Source organism: Pseudoflavonifractor sp. MSJ-30 (assembly GCF_018918045.1).
Taxonomy (GTDB): Bacteria; Bacillota; Clostridia; order Oscillospirales; family Oscillospiraceae; genus Faecousia.
The window spans coordinates 20,472-45,805 of sequence record NZ_JAHLPU010000070.1 but is presented as its reverse complement, the minus strand read 5'-3'; the positions used below and the strand labels follow the sequence as shown (position 1 = coordinate 45,805).

Sequence of the window (25,334 nt, the reverse complement as noted above, 5' to 3'; positions counted from 1 at the left end):
GCGTGACTGCGCCGGAAACGTTCGTTTGTTGTTTGCCCCAACGATCCGCGGCTCAGGCACGGCCACCGCTCCCTTCATTGGAATGGCTACAGTATAGCACCGGCGGGGTTTTCCGAAAAGGGATTCCTTGGAAAAATAGAGGCGGGTATTTTCCCCTTTTCAGAGGAATACCCGCCTGACTTTTATGCTTTCTTTTTCCGGAAGGGCCGTTTTGCCCAAAGGCCTCTGCACCAGGCTGCCAGGCGCAGCCTGCTTTGCTCGCACCGGTCGAAGACCCGCTGGATGGCGAGGAACACCGTCGGCGTCATGACAAGCAGCGTGAACATGACCAGCCGCACCTCGTCCGTCCATGTCCGCAGATCCAGAATATCTCCCAGCAGCGTGAAGCACAGCACAATGCCCGCCGCCATGAGCCACCACAGCAGCCGCCGGAACCAGTTGAAGGGCTTGCAGATCTGATACAGCACCAGCAGGCCCACAAAAGACAGAATCGCGGCACAGATGGTAGAGACTTCATCCTGAGGCAGGCTGAACACCAGCGCAAACACCTGGCACAGCAGCACCACAAAGACATTGGTCAATCCGCCGGGGAAGGCTCTGCGCAGAACCCCCGGCAGGAACCTCCCCTTGACCCGGTCGTATTTCGGCTCAAAGGTCAGGATAAAAGAGGGAATGCCGATGGTCATGGCGGAGATCACGGACAAATGGATAGGCTCCAGGGGGTAAGGCATCACCGTGAACAGGCTGATGACGGACAGGAACAGGGAGAAAATGTTCTTGACCAGAAACAGCGCCGCCGCCCGCTGAATATTGTTGATGACCCGCCGCCCCTCGTTTACCACGCCGGGCATGGCGGAAAAATCGGAATCCAGCAGCACCAGACTTGCCAGCTGACTTGCCGCCTCCGCACCGCTGGCCATGGCCACGGCGCAGTCCGCCTGCTTCATGGCAAGCAGGTCGTTCACGCCGTCACCGGTCATGGCCACGGTGTGCTTTTTCTTTTGCAGGGCTTCAATCAGGCCCTTTTTCTGTTGGGGCGTCACCCGCCCGAATACTGTGTATTTGAGTGCCGCTTCCCGCAGCTGCTCCGGAGTCTCCAGAGTCGCCGCATCTACGTACCGGTCGCTGTCCGGGATGCCAGCCTGCTGGGCAATCATACTGACCGTGGCCGGATTGTCGCCGGAGATCACCTTTACCGTAACGCCCTGTTGGGCGAAGTAGGCAAAGGTCTCCTTGGCATTGGGCCGCAGTTTTCCGGTGAGCAGGGCCAGGGCCATAGGCTCCACCTTTTCGGCATCCAGCTTTCCCGGGGCCAGGGGCCCGTCATATCGGGCTACCAGCAGAACACGGTAGCCCTTCTCCGCCCAGTCGCCGATGTTCCAGATGTCCTCCCGGTCGCCCAGCAGGAATTCCGGCGCGCCCACCACATAGCTGCCGCTTTCTTCAAATTCGCAGCCACTCCACTTGTATTCCGAGGAAAAAGGCACCCGGTTGGTACATTTCAGGTCGCTTTCCCCGGCAAACAGCTCCTGCATGGCCTTGGCGGTTGCGTTGTCCGGCTCGCCGGAATCATACATGGCCGTCAGAATGTCCTCCAGCTGCTCCGGCAAAAGCGCGTCGCCCAGAGGCAGCAGGTTTTCCACCTCCATGTCCGGCTCCGTAATGGTGCCGGTCTTGTCAACGCAGAGCACATCTACCCGTGCCAGGGCCTCGATGCTGTTCATATCCTGCACCAGCACCCGGCTTTTGCTGAGTTTCTGGGCAGATACCGCCAGAGCCACGCTGGTCAGCAGATACAACCCCTCGGGAATCATGCCGACCAATGCCGCCACAGTCCCCTCGGTGCTCTCCCGCAGAGGCAGCTTCAAAACCATGTATTCCTGCCGGAACAGGATAATGCCCACGGGCACCAGAGCCAGCCCCAGGAACAGGATCAGCCGGTCCAGGGACCGGGTCATTTCGGATTTCTTGGCCTGGGGATTGTGTTTTGCTTCCCGGGCCAGAGCCGCCGCGCCGCAGTTTTCGCCCACTGCCGTCAGTTCCACCCGTCCCCGGCCCGCCAGCACGACGCTGCCGGAATGGATCTGATCTCCGGGCTGCTTCTCCACGCTGTCCTCTTCGCCGGTAAGCAGAGATTCATCCACATAGAGGGACCCCGACCGCAAAATGCCGTCGGCGCAGATCTGGTCCCCCTGTCCGAATTCCGCGATGTCGTCCCGGACGATGTCCTCCGGGGCGATATCCTGCACTCGTCCGTCCCGGACGATCTTCACCGGCCGCCGGGCAACCAGCGACAGCTTATCCACTGCCCGCTTGGCCCGGATTTCCTGGAAGATGCCGATGACCGTATTGACCACCACCACGCCCAGAAAGCCCATATTCATGACCGTGGACTTGCCCACGATCAGCAGCACAGCCAGCACGATAAATACCAGATTGAAGAAGGTCAGGGTATGACGCAGGATGATTTCCTTCTCGCTTTTGCCCGTGTTGCCCGTCTGCCCTGCCCCCAGGCCCTCCGCAATGTGCTGCTCCGCCTGCGCTGAGGTGAGCCCCTGCACAGGGTCCGTATGCAGCAATTCTATTTCTTCATCCATACCAAAGACTCCTTATCCCTCAAATTCCGGCAGGCCCGCTGCCCGCCGCCAGAGGATCAAAAGGCTGCCCCGCTCCACAGCGATCCGGGCTTTCTTCTCCGTAAAATGGTTGCTGACCCCCAGCGGAAAACCGCTGGTCAGTGTACCATGGTCCAGTGTGTAATACAGTCCTTCAATATCTACGCCCTGCGCATCAGGGCCCATGCAGAATACGGAAATATCCCCATGCCTGTCCGCCGGGAAATGGACACTTCCATTTTTGATTACCGCGGCGCAGAAGTCCTTCCCGATCAGGATTCCCCGGGCGCCCCGGTCCGCCAGATATTGCAATGCCTGATAGTTTGCCACCGTATGATCCAGCCGCACGCCGTCCAGCCCGCCGTAGATCAGATACCGGTCATACCCCCTGGACAATCCCAGCTTAATGGCCAGCATGGAGTCCGTATCGTCCTTTTCCACAGGGAACACCTCCGCCCCCGTGGGGATGTAATGCAGGGAATCAAAATCCCCGATAATCGCATCAGGCCGAATGCCCAGCTTCTCCGTATGCGTCAAGCCGCCGTCGGCGGCAATGATATAGTCTTCCTCCGTCAGCGGTACCGCCAGGCCGTCAAACCCCGCCGCGCAGAAGATCACACATTCCTTCACAAAGGCCACTCCTTCCTTTTTCCATAGTCTACCACAGTTTTCCAGAAAGAAAAACAAGCAAACTGTAAATTTTGCAAGAAAATCAGGCATTGCGCAAAACGCAATGCCTGAAATTCAACTTTCCATCTGCTTTCCCAGAAAGCCCGCCACAGCCCGGGTCAGGTTCTGGTCGCTGGGCAGCAGAGGCTGGTCATTCTCCCCAAGGAGCAGCAACACGCTGCCCATCAGATCCCCCTGAGATAGAATGGGGCTTGCCGCGCCCAGGTGGTACCTCTCCTCCCCCTGGGCGGCCTGAATGGGACTCTCTCCACTTTTGTACAGATAGTTCTTCCGCTGCTCCATAAGTTTTTCCAGCTCCGGCGAATTGGGCTTGTCCAGAAGCTCCTTCCGGGGCGCTCCATGCAGCGCGATGATCCCATCCCGGTCCGCAATGGCCGCAATATGCCCCGTGGCCGTGGAAATGGATTCGCACATCTGGGCGGCGAACTCCTGCAAGTCCCCCATGGGGGAGTACTTCCGAAATATCACCCCGCCGTCCTTCTCCGTATAAATCTCCAGAGGGTCACCGTCACTGATAACATTGACACGGAAAACCTTGTCCTCGTGGTTTTTAGAGGACTGGATCAGTGTATTTTCGCTATTTTCCGTGCCTGAATTAAAATTTACGGCAATGTCTCCCTGGTTGACGTGGAGCAGGGTGTCCACATCGCTGTGGAGCCGGATCTCCAGCCGATCCTCAAATACGTCGATGCGCTCTATCAGCAGCTCTAAATCGTTTCGTTCCAGCGTTTCCTTGGAAAGAATGTCCCCGAATACCTCCATGGCGGTTTTGGCGGCACGCCCTGCCTGAATGATGGTGTTCCGCTTGTCTGAGAGCATGCCGATCTGGTGATCCAGCCCCTCGATTTTCTTTTGCAGGTCCGCTTCCAGCTCGTCATAGGTTTCCGCCAGAAGCTCCTCCTGATCCGGGTGCTTCACCATATCCCGGATGCGCTGCCGCTTGGTGGCCTTCAGCTCCTCCCGCAGCTCCTCCATGACCTGAGCCAGATGGTCGGCGGATTGCTCTGTTTCCACCACATCGGAATCCTGCCGTGCCAGTTCGGCGTTCAGTTCTTCCAGCATGGTATGGGAATGCTCCATGACCCGCCGCACATAGATTTTCAGCAGCTCGTCCAGCTTGTCCACCCGGATGTGGTGGGAGCTGCACCCGGAACGGCCCCGGCGGTGGTAGGTGCCGCAGGTGTAGGCGGCGCTCAAATCCCTGCGGCTCATGGCAAACATGGGGCTGCCGCAGTCCCCGCAGAACAGGAAGCCGGAGTACACATTGTCGTACTTCTTCACGCCCCGATAATTGGCGGTGGAACGCTTCTCCCGGAGAGCCCGGGTGGTGGCAAAGGTGCGGTAGTCGATAATGGGCTGGTGGTGGTTCTCAATGACGATATGCTCCTCCTCGTCCCGTTTCACATCCTTGCCGTTGATCTTGGCCCGGGTGTACTTGGCCTGGCGGAAAGTGCCGATATAAAAATCATTGTCTAAAATCCCCTGCACCGTGACGATGGCCCAGGCGGCCTTGGTTTTCCGGCTGGTGGGTTCCCCCGCCGCCTCTTTGCGCATCTGCTCCGACATCCGGGGAGTGGGGATGCCCTGCTCTGTCAGGTAATTTGCGATTTTCTTGTAACCCCAGCCCTGGTTGTTGTACAGGTCAAAAATCTGCCGGACGATCTCCGCTTCCGTGGGGACGATCTCAAATTCCTTCTGCCTGTTAATGATATAGCCGTAGGGGGCGGCGCACAGCCATTTCCCGTCTGCCTGCCGCCGCCGGATGACGTTTTTCACCTTCTTGCTGGTGTCGGTAACAGGCATTTCGTTGATGAGGAATTGAAACTGGATTTTCAGCCAGTCGTCATCGTTGGGAAAATCGATGTTGTCCCCAACGGAAATGATGCGAACGCCTGCATCTCGCAGATCCTCCAATTCCACCAGCCCCCGGGAATTTCGCCGGGAGAATCGGGAAAAATCCTTCACCACCAGAATGTCATACTGATGCCGGATCAGCCCCTTTCGCATGGCCTGGTAGCCCTCCCGCTGCTCAAAGGTATAGCCGGAACGATCCCGATCCTCATAAAAGGTCAGGCTGCTTCCCGGAAAACGGCGGTTTACAAAATCCCGGATGATGGCCTTTTGGTTTTCAATGGAAACGTTGTCCCGGTCCAGCTCCTCATCTACGGAGATGCGGCAGTAGCCCGCAATGTCAAAGGTTTCGGTCATGGTTATTCTCCCTTGAGGTATTTTTCGGTCTGGCGGTCAAATTCGGAAATATAGTCTGCGTCCTGCCGTTTGCGGAATTCCTCATAAATCCCGCTGACCTTTTTCACCGCCGCCTCCCGGGAAATGTGGCCTTTGCCATCCAGTACCTGGCGGCGGTTGTTGGTTAGAAAACGGTCCGTCTCCTTCAGCCAGTCCTGCATGGACATGAGCTGCTCGTCCTCGGCCATCAGCTCGGCATAGTCGATGAACATGGTCACCAGACGGTTCAGCCGAGAAAGCTCCTTCTGATTCAGGTAATTCTTCGCCACCAGCGTGTCGCTTTTCAGAATTTTCCCGTCCGGCGCCCCCTTCCAGGTGGTCAGACCCATGGTGGGGCTGTCCAGAGTAGCCCGCTGGGAAAGCAGCTCCGCCGCCGTCTTGCCGGTGACGGCATAGTGCAGCTTGTTCTGAACAAAGGCATAGAAGGCCTTCGTTGTCTCGCTGTTTTTGTCGTAGTTATAGCTGCACTGTTCAAAGACATCCGCGATTTTCTGATAGGCCCGCCGCTCACTGGCACGAATCTCCCGGATGCGTTCCAGCAGCTCATCAAAGTAATCCTTGCCAAAGGGGCGGCCGTTTTTCATCATCTCATCGTTGAGAACAAAGCCCTTCTGGATGTACTCTTTCAGCGTTTTCGTCGCCCACTGGCGGAACCGGGTGGCCTTTTTGGAGTTGACACGGTAGCCTACGGCGATGATGGCATCGAGGTTGTAGTGGTCAATGCTGCGCTGCACATTGCGGTTGCCCTCTCTGCGAACCACTAAGAATTTCTTAGCAGTTGCGTTGATGGACAATTCTTCTTCGGCGTATATGTTCTTCAAATGCTGAATGATATTTTCTGGGGTACAGTCAAACAGCTCTGCCATACCATTCTGACTTAGCCAGAAGGTTTCCTCCGCAAATATCACACTAACATATTGCTTCTCGCCCTCGTCATTGTACAGCAGAATTTCTCCCTGATTTGCAATTTCGTTTCCCATTTCTTTTCCTCCAGTATCCGTTGTATCAGTGTATTTGCAGTACATTGTGGTCTTTTGCTGAATGATGTAATTACAGATAATATTGTACATCATATTCCTGTACTTTGCAAGGACAAATTGAAAATGGGCAGAGGAAATTTCTTCCCTCCGCCCCAGAATTCAGCGTTCCAAGCTTGTCGTCCGCCGCTTCTTCTCCCGCTGCACCGCCAGTTCCGCGCTGCGCCGTTTGTTATACGCCAGCAGTGCCATGGTATTCTCCTTCAAATCCTCCTGCCCGGAGTGAAATACCGCCACCATATATTTCTGCTGCTTCCACTGGGCATACATGGGCTTCAGCCGGCTTTGCAGAGCCTCGTCCCCACTCTCCTTCCGGCTCAGCCACACCTGTACCAGCTTCTTTGCATCATCCTGAATAATTTCCATGTTACTGCCCCCTTTTCTCCAAATGATTTCCAGAGTTTCCTTTTTTTATGCGAATAGGCGTGCTCCTTTCTACAGCAGGGAATCCTGCACGCATTGGTCTGTAAACCTGTTCCCTGTCAAGCTTCCCGTCGCTTCTGCCAGACGATCTCATAGCCCAGCACATTGGCAAGCTCCAACGCTTCCCGGTAGCGCAGGGTTTGGTCGCTCAGCTTGGCAGAAAAATTGGAATCGCTGTCACTCCATCCATACTCGGCGGAACAGGCTTCCACCGCTTCCTTCTGAGTATAACCCGCGGCAATGATGTGGGACTGAATGTCGCAGCGGACCCTATTGATTTTTCTTTCCTTTTTCACGTTCGTTTCCTCCTGAATCAAATTCTGTTTTCTATGCGGTGACTCTGCTGTCCAGTAAATTTCCTTTGATTCTGAAAACCCCTCCATTTTCTTATTCGCCATGTCCGGGTCACAGGTTGACCCGGCGAATACAGCAATTTACGAACCAATTCGTCAGCCGGTGCAGTCCTTTCCCATACTGCGAATTGGATTCACTCTTTGCTTCATCGCTTGTTGGCGCATTTCTCACAGGAAAGAGAAAACATTTTCGCTGTTTTCCAAACCCCTTGTTTTCCCTTTGGCTGATATTGCAGTTCTGTCCGTTGACTGGCTGGTGTAAACGGACGCAAGAAAACCTTTGTACGGTTGGCATTGACTTTTTCCACCCTCGTTTCTTGTTTTGCAATTCTCTGTTTACATCTTCTCTAAAAGGAAAAGAGTAAGGAATCCAAAGTAAATTTAAGGCGTATCCCTTCTTTCGGCATTTGACGGTTTTGAAAATATGTTGACCGGCTTGTTTACCGGCTGTTTACTGGGATAGAGGATACCTGCTTACCAACCTTCCGGCAGTTCCAGCTGCTCCACTCCTACCCCAGTCTTTCTGTGCCAAGTGCGCTGGATACCGTATCCGGGAATCCGTTTTGTTGTACCCGGCTCCCAGCCCTCGATGGTGTGGTTCATAATGTCGTTGATCTCCCGGATCTCCCATTGCTTTGGCTCACCCATGCGCCCCAGGCCCAATTCAAAAATTTGCCGGGAGCATACATCATCACTTCCGAAGGAATCCAGAAAACACTGGATACGCCCGCTCGTGGTATCCTCGGGCATGAATGCCTTCTGACGGTTCCGGGCTTCCTCCTCCAACTCTTTCGGCAGAGACAGCCGGAAATCCCCGCTGCGGTAAATAGTCATGGCCTCTGCCCACATCTGGTCGATGTAGGCGCGGGACACTGTTTCGTTTTCCAGAATGTGTACCTCCGCCTTATCCGGCTCTGCCATGACCGGCAGGAAACGACGGTTGCCCGCTCTGTCCAACGGCAGGAAATCCAGCGAATTGGAAGTGCCGGCAAATACGCACTGCCTCGGCCGATCCTCCGGGTGGATGTCGTAGGGCACCTTATAGGTTTCCTTCTGGCGGCTGATGAAGCTGCGGATCTCCTCAATACTTTTCGCACTGGCAGTGGCCAGCATCTCCGACATTTCGATGATCCAGTGTCCCTGCATTTCCCTATATACATTGTCATCATCGATCTTTTTCAGATCATCGGAGAACCATTCATCCCGCACAGCCAGCAGGCGGAAGAAGCTGGACTTGCCCGCCCCCTGACTGCCCACCAGACACAGCATCAGTTCAAATTTGATGCCGGGGTGGAACACCCGACTGATGGCACCCAGCATGAAAATTTTCAGGCACTCGGTGTTGAACTGGCATTCTTCTGCCCCCAGGAATCTGTGCAAGGCGTGTGGAATGCGGAGCTGCCCGTCCCAGCGGAGCGCTTGAAGATATTCCTGAATGGAATGGAAGCGGTTTTCATTGGCAACAATGCGGATGGCATCCCGCAATGCCTTCTCATGGTTCAGATGGTAGTGCCGCTCAAAATACAGTTTAAGGTAGCTCATGTCCCGTTCCGTGATGGCACTGCCTGTCCGCTCCCAGCCAACATCGCCCACGATGCAGTCCCGCTCGGTCAGCACGTTGAATCGAATGGTTCCCCTCAAGTTCTCGTCATGCTCCAGAACGAAAATGCAGTTGTCAATGGTTTGCAGAACATTGTCCTTGCCGTTCTTTTTGAGATTCAGAAATATCTCCTGCTGTGTCATTGCTGTGGATTCGTTCATCGATCTCTATCACCATCTTTCTGTAATGCTCGTAAACGGTTTTCACTTCTTCCGTAGTTCCGAACTCCAATTCAAAAATCAACCGGCGGATGTCGGCCTGCCTTTGAAGCGCTTCGATAAACAGCGGATGCCAAATCGTGTCCGCTGCCTTTGGGCAATACCTTTGCTTCCAGTCAATCAGTAAATCGTAGTAGCCGTGAAGAATTTCCTTCGCGTAGGAAACCCATGTTTCCATTTCTGTCCGGGCAGATGGTGGGTCTCGGGAGTGGTTGCCCGCAGGAATCCCAAAATCTGCGGACAGCTTTTGTGCCGCTTCCCCCGGTGGAATTCCAAAGAGCCGGGACACAAATGTAATAACGTCTCCCTGCGCGCCGCAGCCGAAACAGTGAAAGCCCCGGCTGAGCTTCAGGCTGGGCGAGTGTTCATCGTGGAAGGGACATAACGCCATCCCGGAGGCATTCACTTTTAAGCCATAGCGGGGAGCCACCTCCCGGCAGGTCAATCTTTGTTTCAATGCTGGATAGTAACTCATGTTTCCCTCCTTCAGTTGAATTTGTCACAGGATACCCATTTACCAGGTATCCCCGTGTATTCACTTTTCAAGGTGCAGGGGAACAAACTTCCAAAGGACGCAAAAAAGGACATGGCAACAGCGTGAAAGCTGTTTGCCATGTCCTCTCGATGGTCCTCGTTCTCACCAAAGCTGGTGGATGCAGGCTCTTATCCGGCTTCTATACTGGAATCAATCCAGCGTGTCCGGCGGTTGAACTTTATGCAAAACGTGTCAACAAAAATATGAAGTTGTTATCGCAAGTTGATTGAGAAAGTTTGTTCGTATATCAGGAGTATAACACATAGAAAACGCAATGTCAACATCTAATTCAAAAATATTTTCGAAAATAAATCTTGCTCGTGCAAAATCAAAAGCGATTGAAAATCGCGCAGCCGCAGACGGACAGACTGCGATTATCAGGGCTTGGGGCGGAGCCTCAGCAAGCAGAAACCCACTCGTTCCGTAGAAGGGGACGGGGGGATTTTGCGCATCTGTATTACAGATGCATTGCTTGCTATTATTCATTTGGCCCCTTACAGCTTGAAAATGGGTTTGTAAAGAGGCTCTTATCTAAGCTGCAATAGTGACCATAAATCTCGCTGCGACAAAAGTCGCAAGCAATGCCTTCGTATATACAAAGGCACAAAACCAGGTATTTCCACTCTATCGGAAATGCCTGGTTTCTGCTTGTTGAGGCCCTGCCCCAATCCCCGGTGAACATAATGTTCTGAGTAACGCTGCCTTTCGGGCATCGGCTGCGCAATTGGGAATTGCTACCGAGGAATCAATCGTTATTTGCATACCAGAGATTATCTGAGTATTGCATCGGAGTGAATAATAGGAGGAACGATTTGTATGCTGATAGTACTTCACCCGCTCGAATAAATGAAATGGCAAAAAGTTCTATAGGAAATCACATCAGACACTATGTATCGACTATGGTCATAATAATATATGAAGAATTATAAGACAGGATCAGCGCGTGGTTGACTTTTATCATAATTCTGGCTATAGTATTATCAGATTGCTGTAAGTGAGGTAAGGAAATGGACTACATGATGGAACTGGCAGCCATTGCAAAGGAGCATGGAGGGATCATTCAAACGAAGGTTGCAGCGCAGTATGGGATCTCAAAAGCGATGCTCTATAAGCTTTGCAAAGAAAACCAGATCCAGCGTATTGTAAAAGGGCAGTACATTCTTCCTGATGATCTGCCGGATGAGCTGCTGTCTATCAGTAAACGCTCTGAGAATATTATCTTCTCCCACGAAACGGCTTTGTATCTGCATGGCATTTCCAACCGGACACCCTTTGAACATACGGTAACGGCCCCATCCGGTTGCATTCCCTCCGCCGCGATCAAATCAGAATGCAAGGTGTACTACATCAAACCGGAGCTGTTTACCCTTGGAAAAACGGTTCTGAAAACTCCTGCCGGAAATAGTGTCCCTGTATACGATCTGGAACGAACGATCTGCGATTGTGTCCGAAGCCGCAACAAAATGGGGACGGAGACATTCCTTGCGGCCCTGAAACTGTATGCGGCCAGTCCCAGGAAAGATTTGAACAAGCTGAACACATACGCAAAAAAGATGCGGGTGTCAAACATATCAAGAAAAATCAGCCACGTCATTTTTCGGGGAAGGATTGCGTTCGATATTCCATGAAGTTTAGCCTGCTGTACCGAAGAATTCTATTGGATTTGCTGGACGTACCATATGAATCATATATAGCACGTATAAGGCATGCAGTGCAGGTCATTGATGAGTGGCTGAAGTAGGTAGATATGCGATATACTGTAGTTGAAATTAAGGAAACCGTTGCGGCCTTGGCGGCCAAATATGGGGCTGACCGTATTTATCTGTTCGGCTCCTACGCCAGAGGGGATGCAGACAAAAGCAGCGACATTGCGCTATCTAAAATGTGTATGAAGCTGCAATGAAATAGTATAGGAATCCAGCAAGGCTTTGGCATGAAAAATAGTGTTCGATTTGATAGGAGTGTACATAATGGCCAATGAAGAAAAGAAAATATGGGGCATCCACACAACGGATGATTCCCTGTTCCTGCACAATGATGTCATTGCTATTGGCTGGCAGGACTTTGGAGATTGCGGCAAGTTGGAGCCAAATCGGGAAGCCTATAAAGCGCACTATATAGACACATATCCCGACAGCAAAAAGGGGGCCATTGCTACCAGTGCCGGTATGCTGTATCGGTTTGCTGTAGAAGTGAAAATCGGTGACTATGTGGTGTTTCCGTCTAAGGCTGACCGAAAAATCAACATTGGTGTCGTTGAGAGCGATTTTATTTATAACCCCGAAGCCGCCCCGTATGTGCAGCAGAGAAAAGTAAAGTGGCTGAAACACTTGCCCCGGACTGCGTTCTCCCAAGGCGCACTGTATGAGGTCGGTTCGGCACTGTCTTTCTTTTTGCTCAAGAACTACGCAGACGAATACATGCAGGCTTTGGATAAAGGATTCAAGCCTTCGTTAGTCTTGGCAGAACCGGACGAAACCGTGGCGGCTACCGCAGAAGATATTGTCGAAGCCACCAGAGATTTCGTCCTGAAAGAGCTGAGCAAGCAGCTGAAAGGATATGCGCTGGAAGAATTTGTTGCGGAGCTTCTGCGTGCAATGGGATACCGCTGTACCGTATCCCCCCAGGGCGGCGACAGCGGCATAGACATCACCGCATACAAAGACGAACTGCCTCCCCGTATTCTTGTCCAGGTGAAAAGCCAGGACAGCGACATTAAGGAATCCACCATTCAGTCCTTGAAAGGGGCCATGCGTGAGGGGGATTACGGTTTATTCGTTACGCTGTCCAACTACACAAAGAATGCCGTAAAATACCTGGAAAGCACGCCGATCATTCGGGGGATCAACGGTACGGAACTTGTGGATTTGATTTTGAAATATTACGGTCAGCTAAGTGAAAAATATCGGAGGATGATTCCGCTGAGAATGGTGTATATTCCTGTCCCTGAGGAAAAACTGTAGCGTTAAGACGGCAGAAGCGAAATATTGCAGCCCACCGATCAGTTGACCGGTGGGCTGTGCTGTCGTTATTTCCTGATCCGCGTGCTGCATAGGAATGTATGACAGGAGGAACGATTTGTACGCTGATAGCACTTCATCCGCTGGAATGGCTATAAAAAATGAACTGTACAGCTCCTTCTGGGCAAGCTGCGATAAGCTGAGGGGCGGCATGGAAGAAAACAATACATACGCTCCAAATAATCATTGCCGTTTTCGCATAATCATGGTAAAATAGTAGTAGAATACATGGTAAGGAGGAACGGATATGCGATATACTGTGGATGAAATCAAGGAAATCGTTGCGGCCCTGGCGTCCCAATATGGGGCAGACCGGATTTATCTGTTCGGCTCCTACGCCAGAGGGGATGCAGATCAGGACAGTGACATTGATCTGCGCATTGATAAAGGAGCCATCCGTGGGCTTGCAGCTTGGCGGTCTGGCCGCTGATCTGGAAGATGCGTTGGGAATCCCTGTGGATTTGATTCCCACCGGGAGCCTGGACAGCAAGTTTTTGAATTCTATTTCTGATGACGAGGTGCTGCTGTATGAAGCCTCTTAAGCGGAATCTCTTGCAGGTGGCAGCCAAAGACAACCGTTAGAGAGTAATGTTATGCGCAAAGTCAAATAAGTATGATTTTTTACAAAGTACCACGCCCATCCTGGTTTCGTGCCAAGATGGGCGTGGTTGCAATTCAAAACACTTTTCACCCGTATCTGATCTACGCACCTGCGTAAACTTGCACGCAAACTTACACGCGTGCAAGTTTGCGTGCAACATGATTACTTTTTTAAGGTGTATTTTGCTGCGCTCGTCGTACCGTCTAAAGTAAGCAAGCCTTCTTCTACCAGCTTTTTCAGCAGTCGATAGGCTTGAGAAGGCGATACATGAAGTAGCTCAATCACATCTCTACGGGTGATATATTCTTTCCTACGAGCAAGTGTTATTACAAGTTCCTTGTAACGAACTGCATCAATATCCGTTTGCCGAACATGCTGAATCGGGTCCTTATATGCCTTGGCACTTAGCACATAAGCTCTGCCACGTCCACTTCCCATTGCATCAATAAGGCCGGATTCCGTAAGGCGTTCCAACGTAGTTTTCAACTTGGACTCAGGAATTGCACATTCATGGCTCATGTCAGCCAAAGACATTCTGTGGTTATTTTTCAAAACATTCAGAACAAGTAAAGAATTAAGCGGAAGGGGGGAGCCAGTGCGCTTTTGCTCCTCAGAAATCAATGCCACAAGGCGCTTATCCGGCACTCCACGAGGGATAAAGAGTTTGACAGTCCTAGAGGTACTTTCCGAGTAATCCGGAACATCCCGCCCATACAAAAGGGAACCTTCAAAAATTCTGTCCACACCACGCCCAGAGCGCTCCGCCAGACCTATTCGTTTCAGAGCATCTGCAAGAACCGGATTTCTGCCATGTGGTTCGACTGTCAGGATATTCTGATATGTTACACCCTCGATAAAACCGCCGGGGTTACTCACCGACAGTCCATCTGCATCAAGTTTGACCAGCACACGTCCAAGCTGTGTATAATCTCGGTGAACGAATGCGTTTACAACCGCTTCTCGAACCGCTCTCGGGTCAAATTCCGGAATTGAAATTCGGAACATTCCCATTTCCATTTCTTCACTTGTATTGCGTGCAGATATAAAATCCGTTATTTTTTCGATAGCAGCCAACAATGGTAGAAAGAACGACTCGTTTGTAGTTACATCCGTCCCACGCATCATAATAAATGCAGATTCCGCAGTGGGCATATACTCTCTGATTTTTTCCGCTTTCCCCAGTAAGAGAAGTCCAGTATATGTGGGAACCAACTGGTCCGCAGTCGTCACAACGAATTGCAGCGCTTTATCCAGTTCCTCATCGGAAAGCTCAAGTAGATTCTTTTCACCATTGTAAGCAAGTATGATTTTGCGCAGCCTTTCCCTTTCCAGCGAGTCGATATCTGTATACTTTGCACCGGGTACTGGCTGTGCAGAAAAATCAAGCAAGGAAAGCTCGCTCAGTCGTGTAGATATTTCGTAAGGATACATAGGAACATTTTCCGGTGTTCCATCCGCCTTCAAACGTCTGCGCTGAATCTTGCCATTGGAAGCTGCAACGATACTTCTGCTTTTGGGCACCTGAATCAACAGGACAGGCGGTTCCGAGCCAAGTATCTCAGCCTTTACAGAAACTGGTGGTACTGTACGGTTTGCAATATATGCGGCAAGCTGTGTAATATCTTTATGCTGTTCGTTCAAACCTGTCACAGAACCATTATCCTCAATGCCAAGATACAAGCTGCCTCCATTGGTATTGGCAAACGCCACAACCGCATCAACAAGATCGGAATCACTAAGTTTTTTAACATCGCTTTTAAATTCTATCTCCATTGTTTCACGTTCCGGCAAAGTCATCTTCATAGGAATGCCTCCAACTGTTATTTGCTACATATTATAACACGCGTGCAAGCTTGTCAAGCATTAACTTGCACGCGTGCAACACATACAACATGAACACTTTTCTATTCCGCGCTCTGACCGTATTTTGAAATTCCAGCGACTGGCATGATTGGCTCCAATGGTTGGCAAATACCAGAGATGCCCCTCCCAAATACCCACGGTTCCGCCTCTCACATCCGTCACTATGTACAACTACCACCCCCGTCTTTTGGCTAAATCCAACATAGAAAAACAGTATTTCTCCCACTGTGTCAATGATGTCTGCAACGGGTCACCCTCCCGGATTCTCAGGGTTCGTCTGATCTCCTTTGGGATCACGATCCTCCCCAGGTCATCCACACGGCGTACAATGCCTGTTGCTTTCATAGTCTCTTCTCCTTTGAAGCGCGTTAAAGCGCGTTTTTACCGGTAGCAGTATTTGCAGGAAAAGGGGAATTATGTATGGGAAGATGGAAAAGAGAAAGGGGACATTAGGAGAAATAGCCGCCCTGGATTCAAATAATCGTTGCCGTTTTCACATAATCATGGTAAACGAACAAGAAAACCATTGTAAGAGGAAACCGGTGGGGTATAGTTATGTAGCAGCCGCCTTTGCCTGTGCGCTGATTGGAAGTGCCGCAGCAATGCCGGGGGTAAGCCTCCGCCGGATGTAGGCAAGGATGAGATGGGAGCAAAATAACGTATCCTATTATGCTCCGATGGTCCTTTTCCCTTGTGAAAGAAAGATTTATAATACAGATGTGCAAAGGAAACCAAAAAACAAATACAGGAGGATTATCGAGATTATAACGATTAAAAGCAGCAAAAATCGCTTGCTTTTCCACCCACTACACACAGCACCACGCCCATCCCGTTTCATGGCCGGGATGGGCGTGGTTTTTGCGGAACACCTGACAGATTCCGGGAATAACCTCTTTCAGAGCCTCAGGGTTCGTCTGATTTCCTTGGGAATTATGACCCTACCCAGGTCGTCTACATGGCATACAATGCCTGTCCCTTTCATATGATTTTCCTTTCAAAATTTAGATTCTTGCGCACCTATTTGACCCCACTTCCGTGCGCTCTGGATTCATCTGATGCCCGACAGCAAATCGGTTTCGTGGGAGTTTCACCTCTGCGCTTCCGCCCAGCTCTTTCGAGAAGTATCATTGTCCTGCCCCCACCGTCGTCGCCTTGCCGGGTGCTATCCGGCATTTGAGACCCGTGGTTGTCGCTCGCATAAAATGGTCATGGCGCACCGCCTCCCGGCTCTGGTGGGAGCGAATGTTCCTTCCGCCTGTATGTACGATCTGTTTACCAAGAAGGACCGCTGGAACCGGGAAGCCCCCATGGGCACCACCGGCGAGCAGCTGCGCAGCGCCATGTACCGCACCCACGGCCTGCGGGTCTTCTTCGCCAACGGATACTTTGACACCGCCACCCACATTGGCATCATCCACTACATGCTGGATCACGCCGGGCTGCCCATGGACCGGGTCACCCTGAAGGGCTATCCCTCCGGCCACATGATTTACATCGGCGAGGACAACGTAAAGGCTCTCAGCAGCGATATCCGCGCGTTTATCGAGCAGAAGGACTGAGATTTTCAAAACAGGAAACACATTCCGTTCCAGCGCCCCGCTGCCAAACACACTTTTGCGGATGTCTGTTTTCCTATTGAAAGCACAAAGATTTTGCGCGGCCGCTACCTTTTTAAGGCAGTGGCCGCGCTTTGGGAGATGGGGAGGTATTCGGCAGACTCCAAATAACGCCGATTATTTGGGAGACTTTCCATTGGCTGCTGCACACCCTGGCCCGCCGGATAGGAGGACGACAGACCGGACTATAAGTTAGTTTTCGCTAACCAATAGTCTAAGGGAAAAGCTCTTTTCGAGCAGTACAGACGATTTGTTGATGTTAGCCATCGCTAACCAGCACTGATATCTTATCATATGACTCTCTATCTGTCAAGTTTTTCCGGAATCTTTTTTGCATATAGCATACAGGTATATAGGCAGAAAGCCTTCTCCCACAAGCAGACGGCAGGGCATTGCCCTGCCGGTAAGCCGCTCTCCCTTGAGAATCCTTTCCAATCTCAAAACCGACCTGGCCTTGTACCTGTGCAGCCTATATTGCTTGCCAACTTCCTTTTAACGAAGCTGACGAATGATTTAAATCGCAGGGGCTGCCCGCTACGAACAATCTTGCGCCAGCCCACACGAAACTCACACCCTGAACTTAAAGCAGCACTTTTTCACATGGCACTGCTCCGGGTCACTGACCTTGACCATATGGATATCCTCCGGGTAGACGATCAGCACATCTTCCGGGGTCATGCGGAACCAGTTCTGCACGTCGCCCGTGAAGCCCACGAAATCCTCCTCCGGCTTTTCACATGTTTTGGTCAGGCACTCCACATTGGAAACGCCGATCCTTTCATGGCCCTCCAGCACCACATGGATATCGCCATAGTCCCTGTGGCCCTCCCACATGGCCTTCTCCTGGGGCACGGTGTCATAATCGAATCGATTGACAAATGCCGCGTCCCCATCGATCTCATTGCGTCCCATGGAGAGCTTTTCCGGCTCCAATGCCAGCACCGCCCGAATGGCGGCATTCAGAGACGCGCTCTGTCCCAGATAGCGGGACAGGTCCTTTTTCTTTGTATAGATCATTTCTCGCACCTCCCTGCTCTGACTGTCTCAGCCGCAGTATGCTCTTTATTCTGAAAAAATCAACTTACTGTTCTTGTACCGGTATTCCTGTCAGGCGGCTCGCGTTTTCGAAAAGAATCATTTTCTTTTGCGCTTCTTCCAAGTTACTGAAATCGACTCTGGCCCGCATCATGCCCATATGGTGGATGGGCGTATCCGTGCCGAAGATCAGTCTTTCCGCACCGACCTCTTCCACCGCCCATTCCAGCAAACGGTTTTGCAGGCTTCGGGCGCTGGAAATATCCGCGTACAGATTTCCCTGCGTGCTTCTTTGAATTGCTCGGATCTGCGCCGCGCCGTCCCCGCCGTAGCCCACATGGGCGGCAATGATCCGCAACCCGGGATTCTGATTGGCATAGGGCACAAGCAGCTCAGGGTCGCTGCATGAATCGCCGGTGTGGATCTCCACCAGGGCTTTCCGTCCGGCGCAGAAATCAAACAGCTGTCGGCCGTACTGCTCCAGGGCATAGCCATGGCCATCCGGGTGCAGCTTGATCCCCACACATTTGGGGCTTTCCAGCATCTGCTCCGCCTGAGCATAGCTCTCCGGAAATAGGGGATTCAGAACGACCCACTGGTAGAGGAGCGGTTCCCGCGCGGATAGCTCCGCCATACGCCGGTTGGCCTCCAGCAGCTCCGCGGCGTTCTTCGGAAAGATAGCCTCCATAGGGGAAGCACAGGCAGCGGCAATGTGACTCCGGGCACAGGCAGACCGGAATTCCGGCAGCGGCAGACGCAGGAATTCCTTTGCCAGCCCCTGCTGCGGAAAGCAGGCAGGATCACCGAAATGTGCGTGAATATCAATCGCTGGGTACATAAATATCTCCTGAAAACATATGCGGGAGCAGCCACGGGATATGCGGCTGCTCCCATTTTGAGAGAGGACTGGGTATCAGTTATAAATTACGGAGCCTTCGCGGCCTTCCTTAATAACAGCGTTGCCCTTTTCCACATAGCTGTCGAGAGCCTCCTGAGGAGTCTTCTCGCCGGTCAGAGCAGCCTGCAGCTCGGGGAACAGGACGTTCCGCAGTTCGCTGTAGCCGGGCATGTTATTGGAGAAGTTGAAGATGTACTTCTGGTTGGCAGTGTAAGCGGCCAGGTAGGGCAGCTCGTCCTTCACCTGCTCGGTAACGGAAGCGCGGACGGGCAGGGTATTCTTGGAAGCCAGCACCAGCTCAGGGTCGGTGCAGACAAACTTGATGAAGTCCTTGGAAGCGGCAATGCGGGCATCGTCCTTGGTGTTCATAGCCATGAAACCGGAAACATAGGTGAAGCTCTTGGGCTCGGGATCACCGGGAATGTTGGCCAGGCGGGCGTCGAAGGACTCGATGTTGCCGGCGGCCATGTCGTTCAGCAGGTTGGTCAGCAGGGTGCTGTTGGTGAAGCTCACGGCGATCTGCTTGTTCTGGAACATGGCGTTGCAGTCGTTGGAGGTCAGGGACTCGGCGCCGGGAACGGTCAGGCCGTCGTTGTACAGGTCAACAATGTACTGCAGAGCCTTGACACCAGCCTCGTCATTGACGCACAGATAGCCGTCATCGTCAAAGAACTTGGAGCCGAACATTCTCAGGTAGCTCAGGTTCCAGGTATCGGCCTGATTGTTCATGGCGAACAGGGACATGGGGTACACGCCGCTCAGGTTGTCCCGCAAGGCGGGCAGAATCTCATTCTTCAGCTCATCGGGCGTCCAGGTGATGATCTCGTACTGCTCACCGATGTACTTGTCCAGACCGGCTTCGCGGAACATATCGGCATTGTAGATCAGGGTGCCGGGCATATGGGCAAAGGGGAAGACAAAGGTCTTGCCCTCGACCTGACAGTTCTCCCAGATACCCTCGCCGATGTCGGCCTTGTCCTCGTCGCTGATGATATCATCCAGGGTGACGATGGAACCGGAGTGATAGTAGGAAGACATGGTGAACGCGCCCTCGTAGACGATATCGGGCAGAGAATCGGAGGCCTCGGCGGCTCTCAGCTTCTCGTCACGGGTGTCGCCGGAAATGACTTCCACTTTGATGGTGACGTTGGGATGCTGGGCAGTGTAGCGGCTGGCGGCTTCCTTGAAGAAGCTGTCGTAATCAGCGCCCTCTTCGCTGCCGCTGAAAACGCCCTTCCACTGGGGAGTCAGCCACATGGTCAGAGTCACGGGTGCCTCATTGGATCCCGCGGACTCACCGTTGTTGGCGGCAGGAGCCGCAGTGGTGGCAGTGTTGCCGGAGCTGCTGCCGCAGGCACACAGGCCGACGACCATGCACAGCGCCAGAAGCATTGCGAATAGTTTTTTCATAGTTTCTCCTCCATTTTTATACCGGCTATGCCGGGAATTTACTTATTCCTTCACCGCGCCCATGGTAATGCCGGAGGTGAAGTAACGCTGGAAGCAAATGAAGATGATCAGCATGGGCACGCTGGCTACAGCCGCGCCGGCCATTTTGTAGCCGTAGTTGGGGCTGATCTCCTGCATGATGCTGGCGGTACCGACCATCAGCGTCATCATGTTCTTGGAGCGGGCAACCAGCATCTGCCACAGGTAGTCATTCCAGATATTCACGAAGTTCAGGATAAATAGGGCGCCGATGCCGGGCTTCACAATGGGCATGACCAGCTTGCGGAAAACGGTGAATTCACCGGCGCCATCCAGCTTGCCGGACTCCCGGATGGAATCCGGGACCGTATCAAAGAAGCCTTTCAGCAGGAATACGCCAAAGGTGGACGCCACGTTGGGCAGGATCATGCCTGCGTAGGTATCGACCAAATTGAACTTGGTGATGATCCGGAACAGGGGCACAATGAAGATTTCCTTGGGGATCATCAGTGCGCCGATGAAAATGGCATATACAACGCCCCGACCCGTGAAATGGAGCTTGGAGCAGCCGTAAGCCGCCAGAGATGCGCACAGGACAACCAGCAGCGTGGTGATCAATGCCACAACGAAGCTGTTCAGTGCCCAGCGGAACGCGGGTTGTCCCTTGAACAGATCCACATAGTTCTTGTACTGGAAGGTCTTCGGCCACCAGTCCGGAGGCATTTTGAAGATGGCCGCGGAGTTTTTGACGGAGTTCGTCAGCAGATAGTAGAAGGGGAACAGATTCACAACGGCCATCAGAAAGACCAGGATATTTACAACCAGGTCCAGCTTATCCGCCCGCTTCAGGCGATTTCCGAGATTACTCTTTTTCATAGCCTTAGCCCTCCTTCCGCATGGAGATAAACTGAGGAATGGCGATAATCACGGCCAGAGCAAACATAACCATACCCACGGCAGACGCCACATACATCTTGTTGTAGAAGAACGCGTTGCGGTACAGGTAGTACATCATGGTCATAGATGCATTGTTGGGTCCGCCGTCACTCAGCAGCTGGATAATGACAAACAGCTTCAGGATGGAGATGATGGTCGTCACGGACAGGTACAGCGTCGTGGGCCGTACCAGAGGAATGATGATCTTCGTGCAGACCCTCAGCTTGCTGGCGCCGTCCACCTTGGCGGCCTCCAGCATTTCCGTGGAGATACCGTTGATACTGGCTATGTACATGATAATGCTGGTGCCTACGCTGGCAACGATGGTAACAAAGGCTATGACCCAGAGTACCGTATTGGCGTTGCCCAGAAGATTCACCGTCTTGCCTGTCGCCTTGCCCAGATAGTAGTTCACCAGACCGTTGGCGGGGTTCAGCAGGAACTTCCAGACCATGGCCATAACCACCGTGGACACAATGACCGGCAGATAAAAGGTACTGCGGACGAAGGACACATACCCGGGCTTCTTGTCGAAAATTGCAAGGGAGATCAGCAGACCCAACAGCAGATTCCCCAGGGTTATCACGACCACAAGGAACAGCGTATTGAGCATTGCCCTGATAAATACCGGGTCCTGGAACAGGTTAATGTAGTTTTGCATGCCTACGAAGGTATTCTCTACCGCCGTGGACTTGTACAAGCTCAGACGCAGGCCTTCGAAAATCGGGTAAATGGTGAATACCGCGAAAAAGAGCAGCTGCGGTCCGACGAATGCGTAGCCCGTGAGGTTCTGACGCAGACGTCGCTGTTTATGCTGAGTCATAACATCCAATCCTTCCTCTTCTTTATATACTTCTATCTTCTCAGATCGCTCTGAAAAAATCATGTCGGATCCACCGAAGGGATCAGTGGCTGAAACGCTTTTTCAATAAACAGACTGTTCAGAAAGCAGCAAAGCCCCGGCAGCAGGAGCAGAGGAAACAGCCAGGTCAGACAGGCCAGCGCGGCAGCGGCGTTTACCGCCAGAAGCAGCAGCGTAGCGGGGAAATGGGAAAGCGCCAGCTTCAGAGCCAGACGCCAGCAATCGCCAAAGGAAAGGGTAAACCGGGATTCCGAGGGAAACAGCCACAGAAGCGACCCCCACAGAAGAATGCCGGTTACAATCAGATTCGCCAGCAGCAGCGTAGGCATTGCGCCATCCCCAGTGGACAGTACAAAAAGCGCCGAGCCACACCAGACGGCGATCAGGGCAATCCCAGGCAGCCAAAGGAGGATGCAGCGCTTCAGTTCCCTACGGAAGGTGGAAAAGAACCGATCCAGCACTCCCTCTTCTCCCCGGCGGCAGCAGTGCACCACCGCGTCATACAGCGCCGCGGTGGATGCGCCGATGGTCACCACCGGGACGCAGCAAAACAGCCACAGGATGCTCAGATAAACCAGATCCATCCCGGAGGACAGCGCCTTCCAAAATGGGCGCTCCCCATCCAGCAGGGAAAGTACATTTATTTTCTTTTTTGAATTGGACACTTTGCTCAAATTCCCCCAAAGTCGCCTCATAAATATGTCCATATTATACAGTGAAAATAGCTTTCTGTCAAACTTGAAATGAAAAGTATTTTCTCATCGAATCCGCGATAATCCGCACATTAACCATACTATTTGTCATTTTATATTGGATTTTTACTGGTTTTCAGAACATTTCACCGCATATTTTGCGTTCTGCACAAAATATGCAACTCAGCTTTGTGAAAGATGCCAAACTCCATAGGCCTGCCGGCCGTCGCAGAGCCGATTTTCCGGATTCCGCAAAGAAGGGCTGTTTCTTTCGTATGTTGTCCCAGTTGAAAACCGATTACGGAAGCGCTATAATGGAATGGATTTGGCAGCCCCAGCGGCAGTAAAAGAGAGGTGCGGTCTTTATGACAGCGGAAGAAATCGAGTCCCTGGGTGATTATTTGGGGGCAACACCCAAGCCTGAGGATTTTGAGCGGTTCTGGCAGGCACGGATGGCCGAGGCAGACACGATTCCTCTGGAATTCACCTTCGCCCAGGCCAGGGAGGTTCCCAGCTCGTCCCAATGCGAATTTCTGGATCTGTGGTTTACGGGCATGAACGGGACGCAGGTGTACGCAAAGTATCTGCGGCCCCGGACCGAATCCCCCGTGCCTCTGGTGCTGCAATTCCACGGCTATCCCGGGGCCTCCCGCAGCTGGGCGGAGCAGGCCAGCTTTGCGGGCATGGGTATGGCCCTTCTGGCCATGGACTGTCCGAGTCAGGGCGGCTATGGCTTTGACGCCGGAGGTTTCCGGGGGACCACCGTTTCCGGGCATATCATTGCCGGGCTGGACGGCCCCCCGGAAGGGATGTATTACGTTCGGCTCCACCAGAACATCCGCATTCTCTGCCGGATCGTCCGGCAGCTGGAGGGCATCGACCTGGCGCGGGTCTTCGTCAACGGCGGCTCTCAGGGTGGGGCGCTGGGCCTTGCCTGCTGCGCCCTGAATCCGGAGCTTGTGAACCGGGCGGCTATTCTCTATCCCTTCCTCAGCGACTTCAAGCTGGTGTGGGATCTGGGTGCTGACGAGATCGCCTATGAGGGACTGCGCTACTATTCCCGCTGGTTTGACTTTGACGAACGCCAGCAAGACCGCTGGTTCCGGCAGCTGGGCTACATCGACAGCAAGAATTTTGCCTCCATGATCCGCTGCCCTGTGCTCTTCGGCACCGGTCTGGCGGATGTGGTGTGCCCTCCCAAGACCCAGTGCGCGGTATACAACAACTTGCGGTGCCCCAAAAAGCGGTATCTGTTCCCGGGCCTCGGTCATGAGGAAATTCAGGAATTTGACGATATGCTGCTGGACTTCTTCACCGGAAAGGAGGCTGTTCAATGACCATCACGGAACAGAAGGCATTTCTGCGTGCTTATCAGGGAGCCTCCCCCTTGGACGCCGCCTGCGGCGGGCATTGGAAAGCCGTTCTGGAGGACTGCCGCCCCCAGGTGACGGCAGAGTCCCTTCCCTTCGGCAATGCGCAGGGCATTTATGAAATACTGACCATCACCGACCGGGGCCGGGCCCTGAAAGCCCGGTGCATCCGGCCGGATTCGGACGGGAAGCAACCTCTGGTGCTCCTGTACCACGACCTGAACCGCACCGTCCGGGGCTGGCATCATATGACCCGTTTTCTGGCTCTGGGCTATGGCGTGGTGGCTCCGGAGGCCGAGCCTTTCCGGGAGGACTGGCAGAAAAGCCCGGAGGCACCCAATTTCCGTCAGAGATACCGGGATGCCCTGACGGTCGGCAAGGCTGCCATCGCCCTTCCCTGGGTAGACAGTACCCGGGTCGTGACCTTCGGCGAGGGTCTGGGCGGCGGGCTGGCTATTCTGAACGCGGCCCTGCTCCCCTGCGCCCCCCGCTGCGCCGCCCTGCATCCCATGCCTGCCGACCTGTCCGGCCCGGGGCTGGAGGGCATGGAGGAGATGGATCTTAAAAACCTTGCCCCTCTGTGCAAGTCCCCCCTTCTCCTCGGCACCTGCCTCATGGACACCTATGCACCCCCGAAAGGTCAGGCTGCCATTTATAACAACCTTCAGTGCGAAAAGCAGTGGAAAATCTATCCCAAGTACGGCCACGAACGGGTGAACTTCTTCGAAAACGATCTGGTCCGGTTTCTGGTGGGAACGGACGAAATATAAAAACGCAGCGCCAAATGACACAAAGTTCATTTGGCGCTGCTCTATTTGCCCGCCTGTTCCAGAAAGCGGAAGATCTGCATTTTTTCGACAGATAATCCGCACGGACACAGTCTCTGAACGAGGTTCCACATTCCGGCTGTTTCTCGTAGGGGCCGATGCCCACATCGGCCCGAGGCCTTTCCTGATAGAACGGCAAGGTGTATGATGCGGCCCATAATATATTGTCTCCAACCGTTTTATCGACCAACCCTGCGGGCCGATGAGGGCATCGACCCCTACGCAAACCAAATTGCCAGCATGTGTAATCGTTGTGATTTTCACATTATTCTTGACATTACCGTTCAAAACTGTTACTCTGCTTGCAGAACCGAGTTTGGTTACCGCTGACGGCAATCGTAGCCTGAGTGCCTGTATCCATTCATCGGTTCTATTTTTCTCATTTTCTTTGTAAATTTACGACGTCCTGTCTCAATACAACATCTATCCCGGTTTATAACGGGTTTGTAACAGTGAAAATCTCCCCGA

General features: G+C 52.8%; 23 protein-coding genes and 2 pseudogenes. 8 read left to right on the top strand and 17 right to left on the bottom strand.

The window, feature by feature from the left end; all coding sequences use genetic code 11:
- Positions 1–182: 182 nt before the first annotated feature.
- From KQI10_RS10850 to KQI10_RS10815, 8 genes are all read right to left on the bottom strand, one after another.
- Positions 183–2,597 (bottom strand): HAD-IC family P-type ATPase, encoded by a 2,415-nt coding sequence (locus KQI10_RS10850; RefSeq protein ID WP_216567415.1) that lies wholly within the window; start codon positions 2,595–2,597, stop codon positions 183–185.
- Between the two features lie 12 nt (positions 2,598–2,609).
- The gene (locus tag KQI10_RS10845; RefSeq protein WP_216567414.1) at positions 2,610–3,245 is read right to left on the bottom strand and encodes a thiamine diphosphokinase; all 636 of its coding nucleotides are present in this window, start codon (positions 3,243–3,245) and stop codon (positions 2,610–2,612) included.
- A gap of 114 nt (positions 3,246–3,359) precedes the next feature.
- Complete coding sequence (locus KQI10_RS10840; RefSeq protein WP_216567413.1) at positions 3,360–5,513, bottom strand: stage V sporulation T C-terminal domain-containing protein; 2,154 nt, start codon at positions 5,511–5,513, stop codon at positions 3,360–3,362.
- Between the two features lie 2 nt (positions 5,514–5,515).
- A complete protein-coding gene (locus tag KQI10_RS10835; protein ID WP_216567412.1) occupies positions 5,516–6,532 on the bottom strand; it encodes a virulence RhuM family protein in 1,017 nt (338 codons plus the stop codon).
- Positions 6,533–6,691: 159 nt separating this feature from the next.
- On the bottom strand, positions 6,692–6,955 hold the full coding sequence (locus tag KQI10_RS10830) for a hypothetical protein (RefSeq protein ID WP_216567411.1): 264 nt from the start codon (positions 6,953–6,955) through the stop codon (positions 6,692–6,694).
- Positions 6,956–7,071: 116 nt separating this feature from the next.
- A complete protein-coding gene (locus KQI10_RS10825) occupies positions 7,072–7,308 on the bottom strand; it encodes an LLM class flavin-dependent oxidoreductase (RefSeq protein ID WP_371818412.1) in 237 nt (78 codons plus the stop codon).
- A 531-nt stretch (positions 7,309–7,839) separates the two neighbouring features.
- Positions 7,840–9,126 (bottom strand): VapE domain-containing protein, encoded by a 1,287-nt coding sequence (locus KQI10_RS10820; RefSeq protein WP_371818411.1) that lies wholly within the window; start codon positions 9,124–9,126, stop codon positions 7,840–7,842.
- Complete coding sequence (locus KQI10_RS10815) at positions 9,041–9,658, bottom strand: CHC2 zinc finger domain-containing protein (protein WP_216567410.1); 618 nt, start codon at positions 9,656–9,658, stop codon at positions 9,041–9,043. The genes KQI10_RS10820 and KQI10_RS10815 overlap by 86 nt, the downstream gene beginning before the upstream one ends.
- Before the next feature lie 1,067 nt (positions 9,659–10,725).
- Between KQI10_RS10815 and KQI10_RS10810 the strand changes: the two genes are divergently transcribed.
- The 5 genes from KQI10_RS10810 to KQI10_RS11755 all read left to right on the top strand — a co-directional run bounded on the left by KQI10_RS10810 (position 10,726) and on the right by KQI10_RS11755 (position 13,280).
- Positions 10,726–11,346 carry a type IV toxin-antitoxin system AbiEi family antitoxin domain-containing protein gene (locus tag KQI10_RS10810; protein ID WP_216567409.1) on the top strand — a complete coding sequence of 207 codons (621 nt, stop codon included), beginning with the start codon at positions 10,726–10,728 and terminating at the stop codon, positions 11,344–11,346.
- Between the two features lie 119 nt (positions 11,347–11,465).
- Positions 11,466–11,621, top strand: coding sequence for a nucleotidyltransferase family protein (locus tag KQI10_RS11840; protein ID WP_216567408.1), 156 nt, complete (start codon positions 11,466–11,468; stop codon positions 11,619–11,621).
- A 67-nt stretch (positions 11,622–11,688) separates the two neighbouring features.
- Entirely contained in the window at positions 11,689–12,681 is a 993-nt protein-coding gene (locus KQI10_RS10800; RefSeq protein WP_216567407.1) for a restriction endonuclease, read from the top strand.
- A 304-nt stretch (positions 12,682–12,985) separates the two neighbouring features.
- Complete coding sequence (locus KQI10_RS11760) at positions 12,986–13,168, top strand: nucleotidyltransferase family protein (protein ID WP_253285252.1); 183 nt, start codon at positions 12,986–12,988, stop codon at positions 13,166–13,168.
- Positions 13,137–13,280, top strand: a complete 144-nt coding sequence (locus KQI10_RS11755) for a hypothetical protein (RefSeq protein WP_253285251.1) — start codon at positions 13,137–13,139, stop codon at positions 13,278–13,280. The genes KQI10_RS11760 and KQI10_RS11755 overlap by 32 nt, the downstream gene beginning before the upstream one ends.
- A 221-nt stretch (positions 13,281–13,501) precedes the next feature.
- Here the strand turns inward: KQI10_RS11755 and KQI10_RS10790 are convergent, their stop codons facing one another.
- The 3 genes and pseudogenes from KQI10_RS10790 to KQI10_RS11750 form a co-directional block, all read right to left on the bottom strand.
- On the bottom strand, positions 13,502–15,142 hold the full coding sequence (locus KQI10_RS10790; protein ID WP_253285250.1) for an RNA-binding domain-containing protein: 1,641 nt from the start codon (positions 15,140–15,142) through the stop codon (positions 13,502–13,504).
- Positions 15,143–15,442: 300 nt separating this feature from the next.
- A pseudogene (locus tag KQI10_RS10785) lies at positions 15,443–15,547 on the bottom strand (AbrB/MazE/SpoVT family DNA-binding domain-containing protein); the annotation flags it as partial.
- Positions 15,548–16,100: 553 nt separating this feature from the next.
- Positions 16,101–16,184: pseudogene (locus KQI10_RS11750) on the bottom strand (stage V sporulation protein T); the annotation flags it as partial.
- A gap of 277 nt (positions 16,185–16,461) precedes the next feature.
- Here KQI10_RS11750 and KQI10_RS10780 point away from each other — a divergent pair.
- The gene (locus KQI10_RS10780; protein WP_216567406.1) at positions 16,462–16,761 is read left to right on the top strand and encodes a hypothetical protein; all 300 of its coding nucleotides are present in this window, start codon (positions 16,462–16,464) and stop codon (positions 16,759–16,761) included.
- A gap of 624 nt (positions 16,762–17,385) precedes the next feature.
- Here the strand turns inward: KQI10_RS10780 and KQI10_RS10775 are convergent.
- The 6 genes from KQI10_RS10775 to KQI10_RS10750 all read right to left on the bottom strand — a co-directional run bounded on the left by KQI10_RS10775 (position 17,386) and on the right by KQI10_RS10750 (position 22,561).
- Complete coding sequence (locus KQI10_RS10775) at positions 17,386–17,835, bottom strand: YhcH/YjgK/YiaL family protein (protein ID WP_216567405.1); 450 nt, start codon at positions 17,833–17,835, stop codon at positions 17,386–17,388.
- Positions 17,836–17,899: 64 nt separating this feature from the next.
- Entirely contained in the window at positions 17,900–18,691 is a 792-nt protein-coding gene (locus KQI10_RS10770; RefSeq protein WP_216567404.1) for an amidohydrolase family protein, read from the bottom strand.
- Between the two features lie 75 nt (positions 18,692–18,766).
- Positions 18,767–20,161, bottom strand: coding sequence for an ABC transporter substrate-binding protein (locus tag KQI10_RS10765; RefSeq protein ID WP_216567403.1), 1,395 nt, complete (start codon positions 20,159–20,161; stop codon positions 18,767–18,769).
- Positions 20,162–20,203: 42 nt separating this feature from the next.
- Positions 20,204–21,055 (bottom strand): carbohydrate ABC transporter permease, encoded by an 852-nt coding sequence (locus KQI10_RS10760; protein WP_216567402.1) that lies wholly within the window; start codon positions 21,053–21,055, stop codon positions 20,204–20,206.
- 4 nt (positions 21,056–21,059) lie between these two features.
- Entirely contained in the window at positions 21,060–21,938 is an 879-nt protein-coding gene (locus tag KQI10_RS10755; RefSeq protein WP_216567401.1) for a carbohydrate ABC transporter permease, read from the bottom strand.
- 59 nt (positions 21,939–21,997) lie between these two features.
- Positions 21,998–22,561 carry a YesL family protein gene (locus tag KQI10_RS10750; protein WP_216567400.1) on the bottom strand — a complete coding sequence of 188 codons (564 nt, stop codon included), beginning with the start codon at positions 22,559–22,561 and terminating at the stop codon, positions 21,998–22,000.
- Positions 22,562–23,034: 473 nt separating this feature from the next.
- On the opposite strand from KQI10_RS10750, the gene KQI10_RS10745 reads away from it, so the two are divergent.
- The gene (locus tag KQI10_RS10745) at positions 23,035–24,006 is read left to right on the top strand and encodes an acetylxylan esterase (RefSeq protein WP_216567399.1); all 972 of its coding nucleotides are present in this window, start codon (positions 23,035–23,037) and stop codon (positions 24,004–24,006) included.
- The gene (locus KQI10_RS10740; protein WP_216567398.1) at positions 24,003–24,809 is read left to right on the top strand and encodes an acetylxylan esterase; all 807 of its coding nucleotides are present in this window, start codon (positions 24,003–24,005) and stop codon (positions 24,807–24,809) included. Before KQI10_RS10745 ends, KQI10_RS10740 begins: the two co-directional genes overlap by 4 nt.
- Positions 24,810–25,334: the final 525 nt, after the last annotated feature.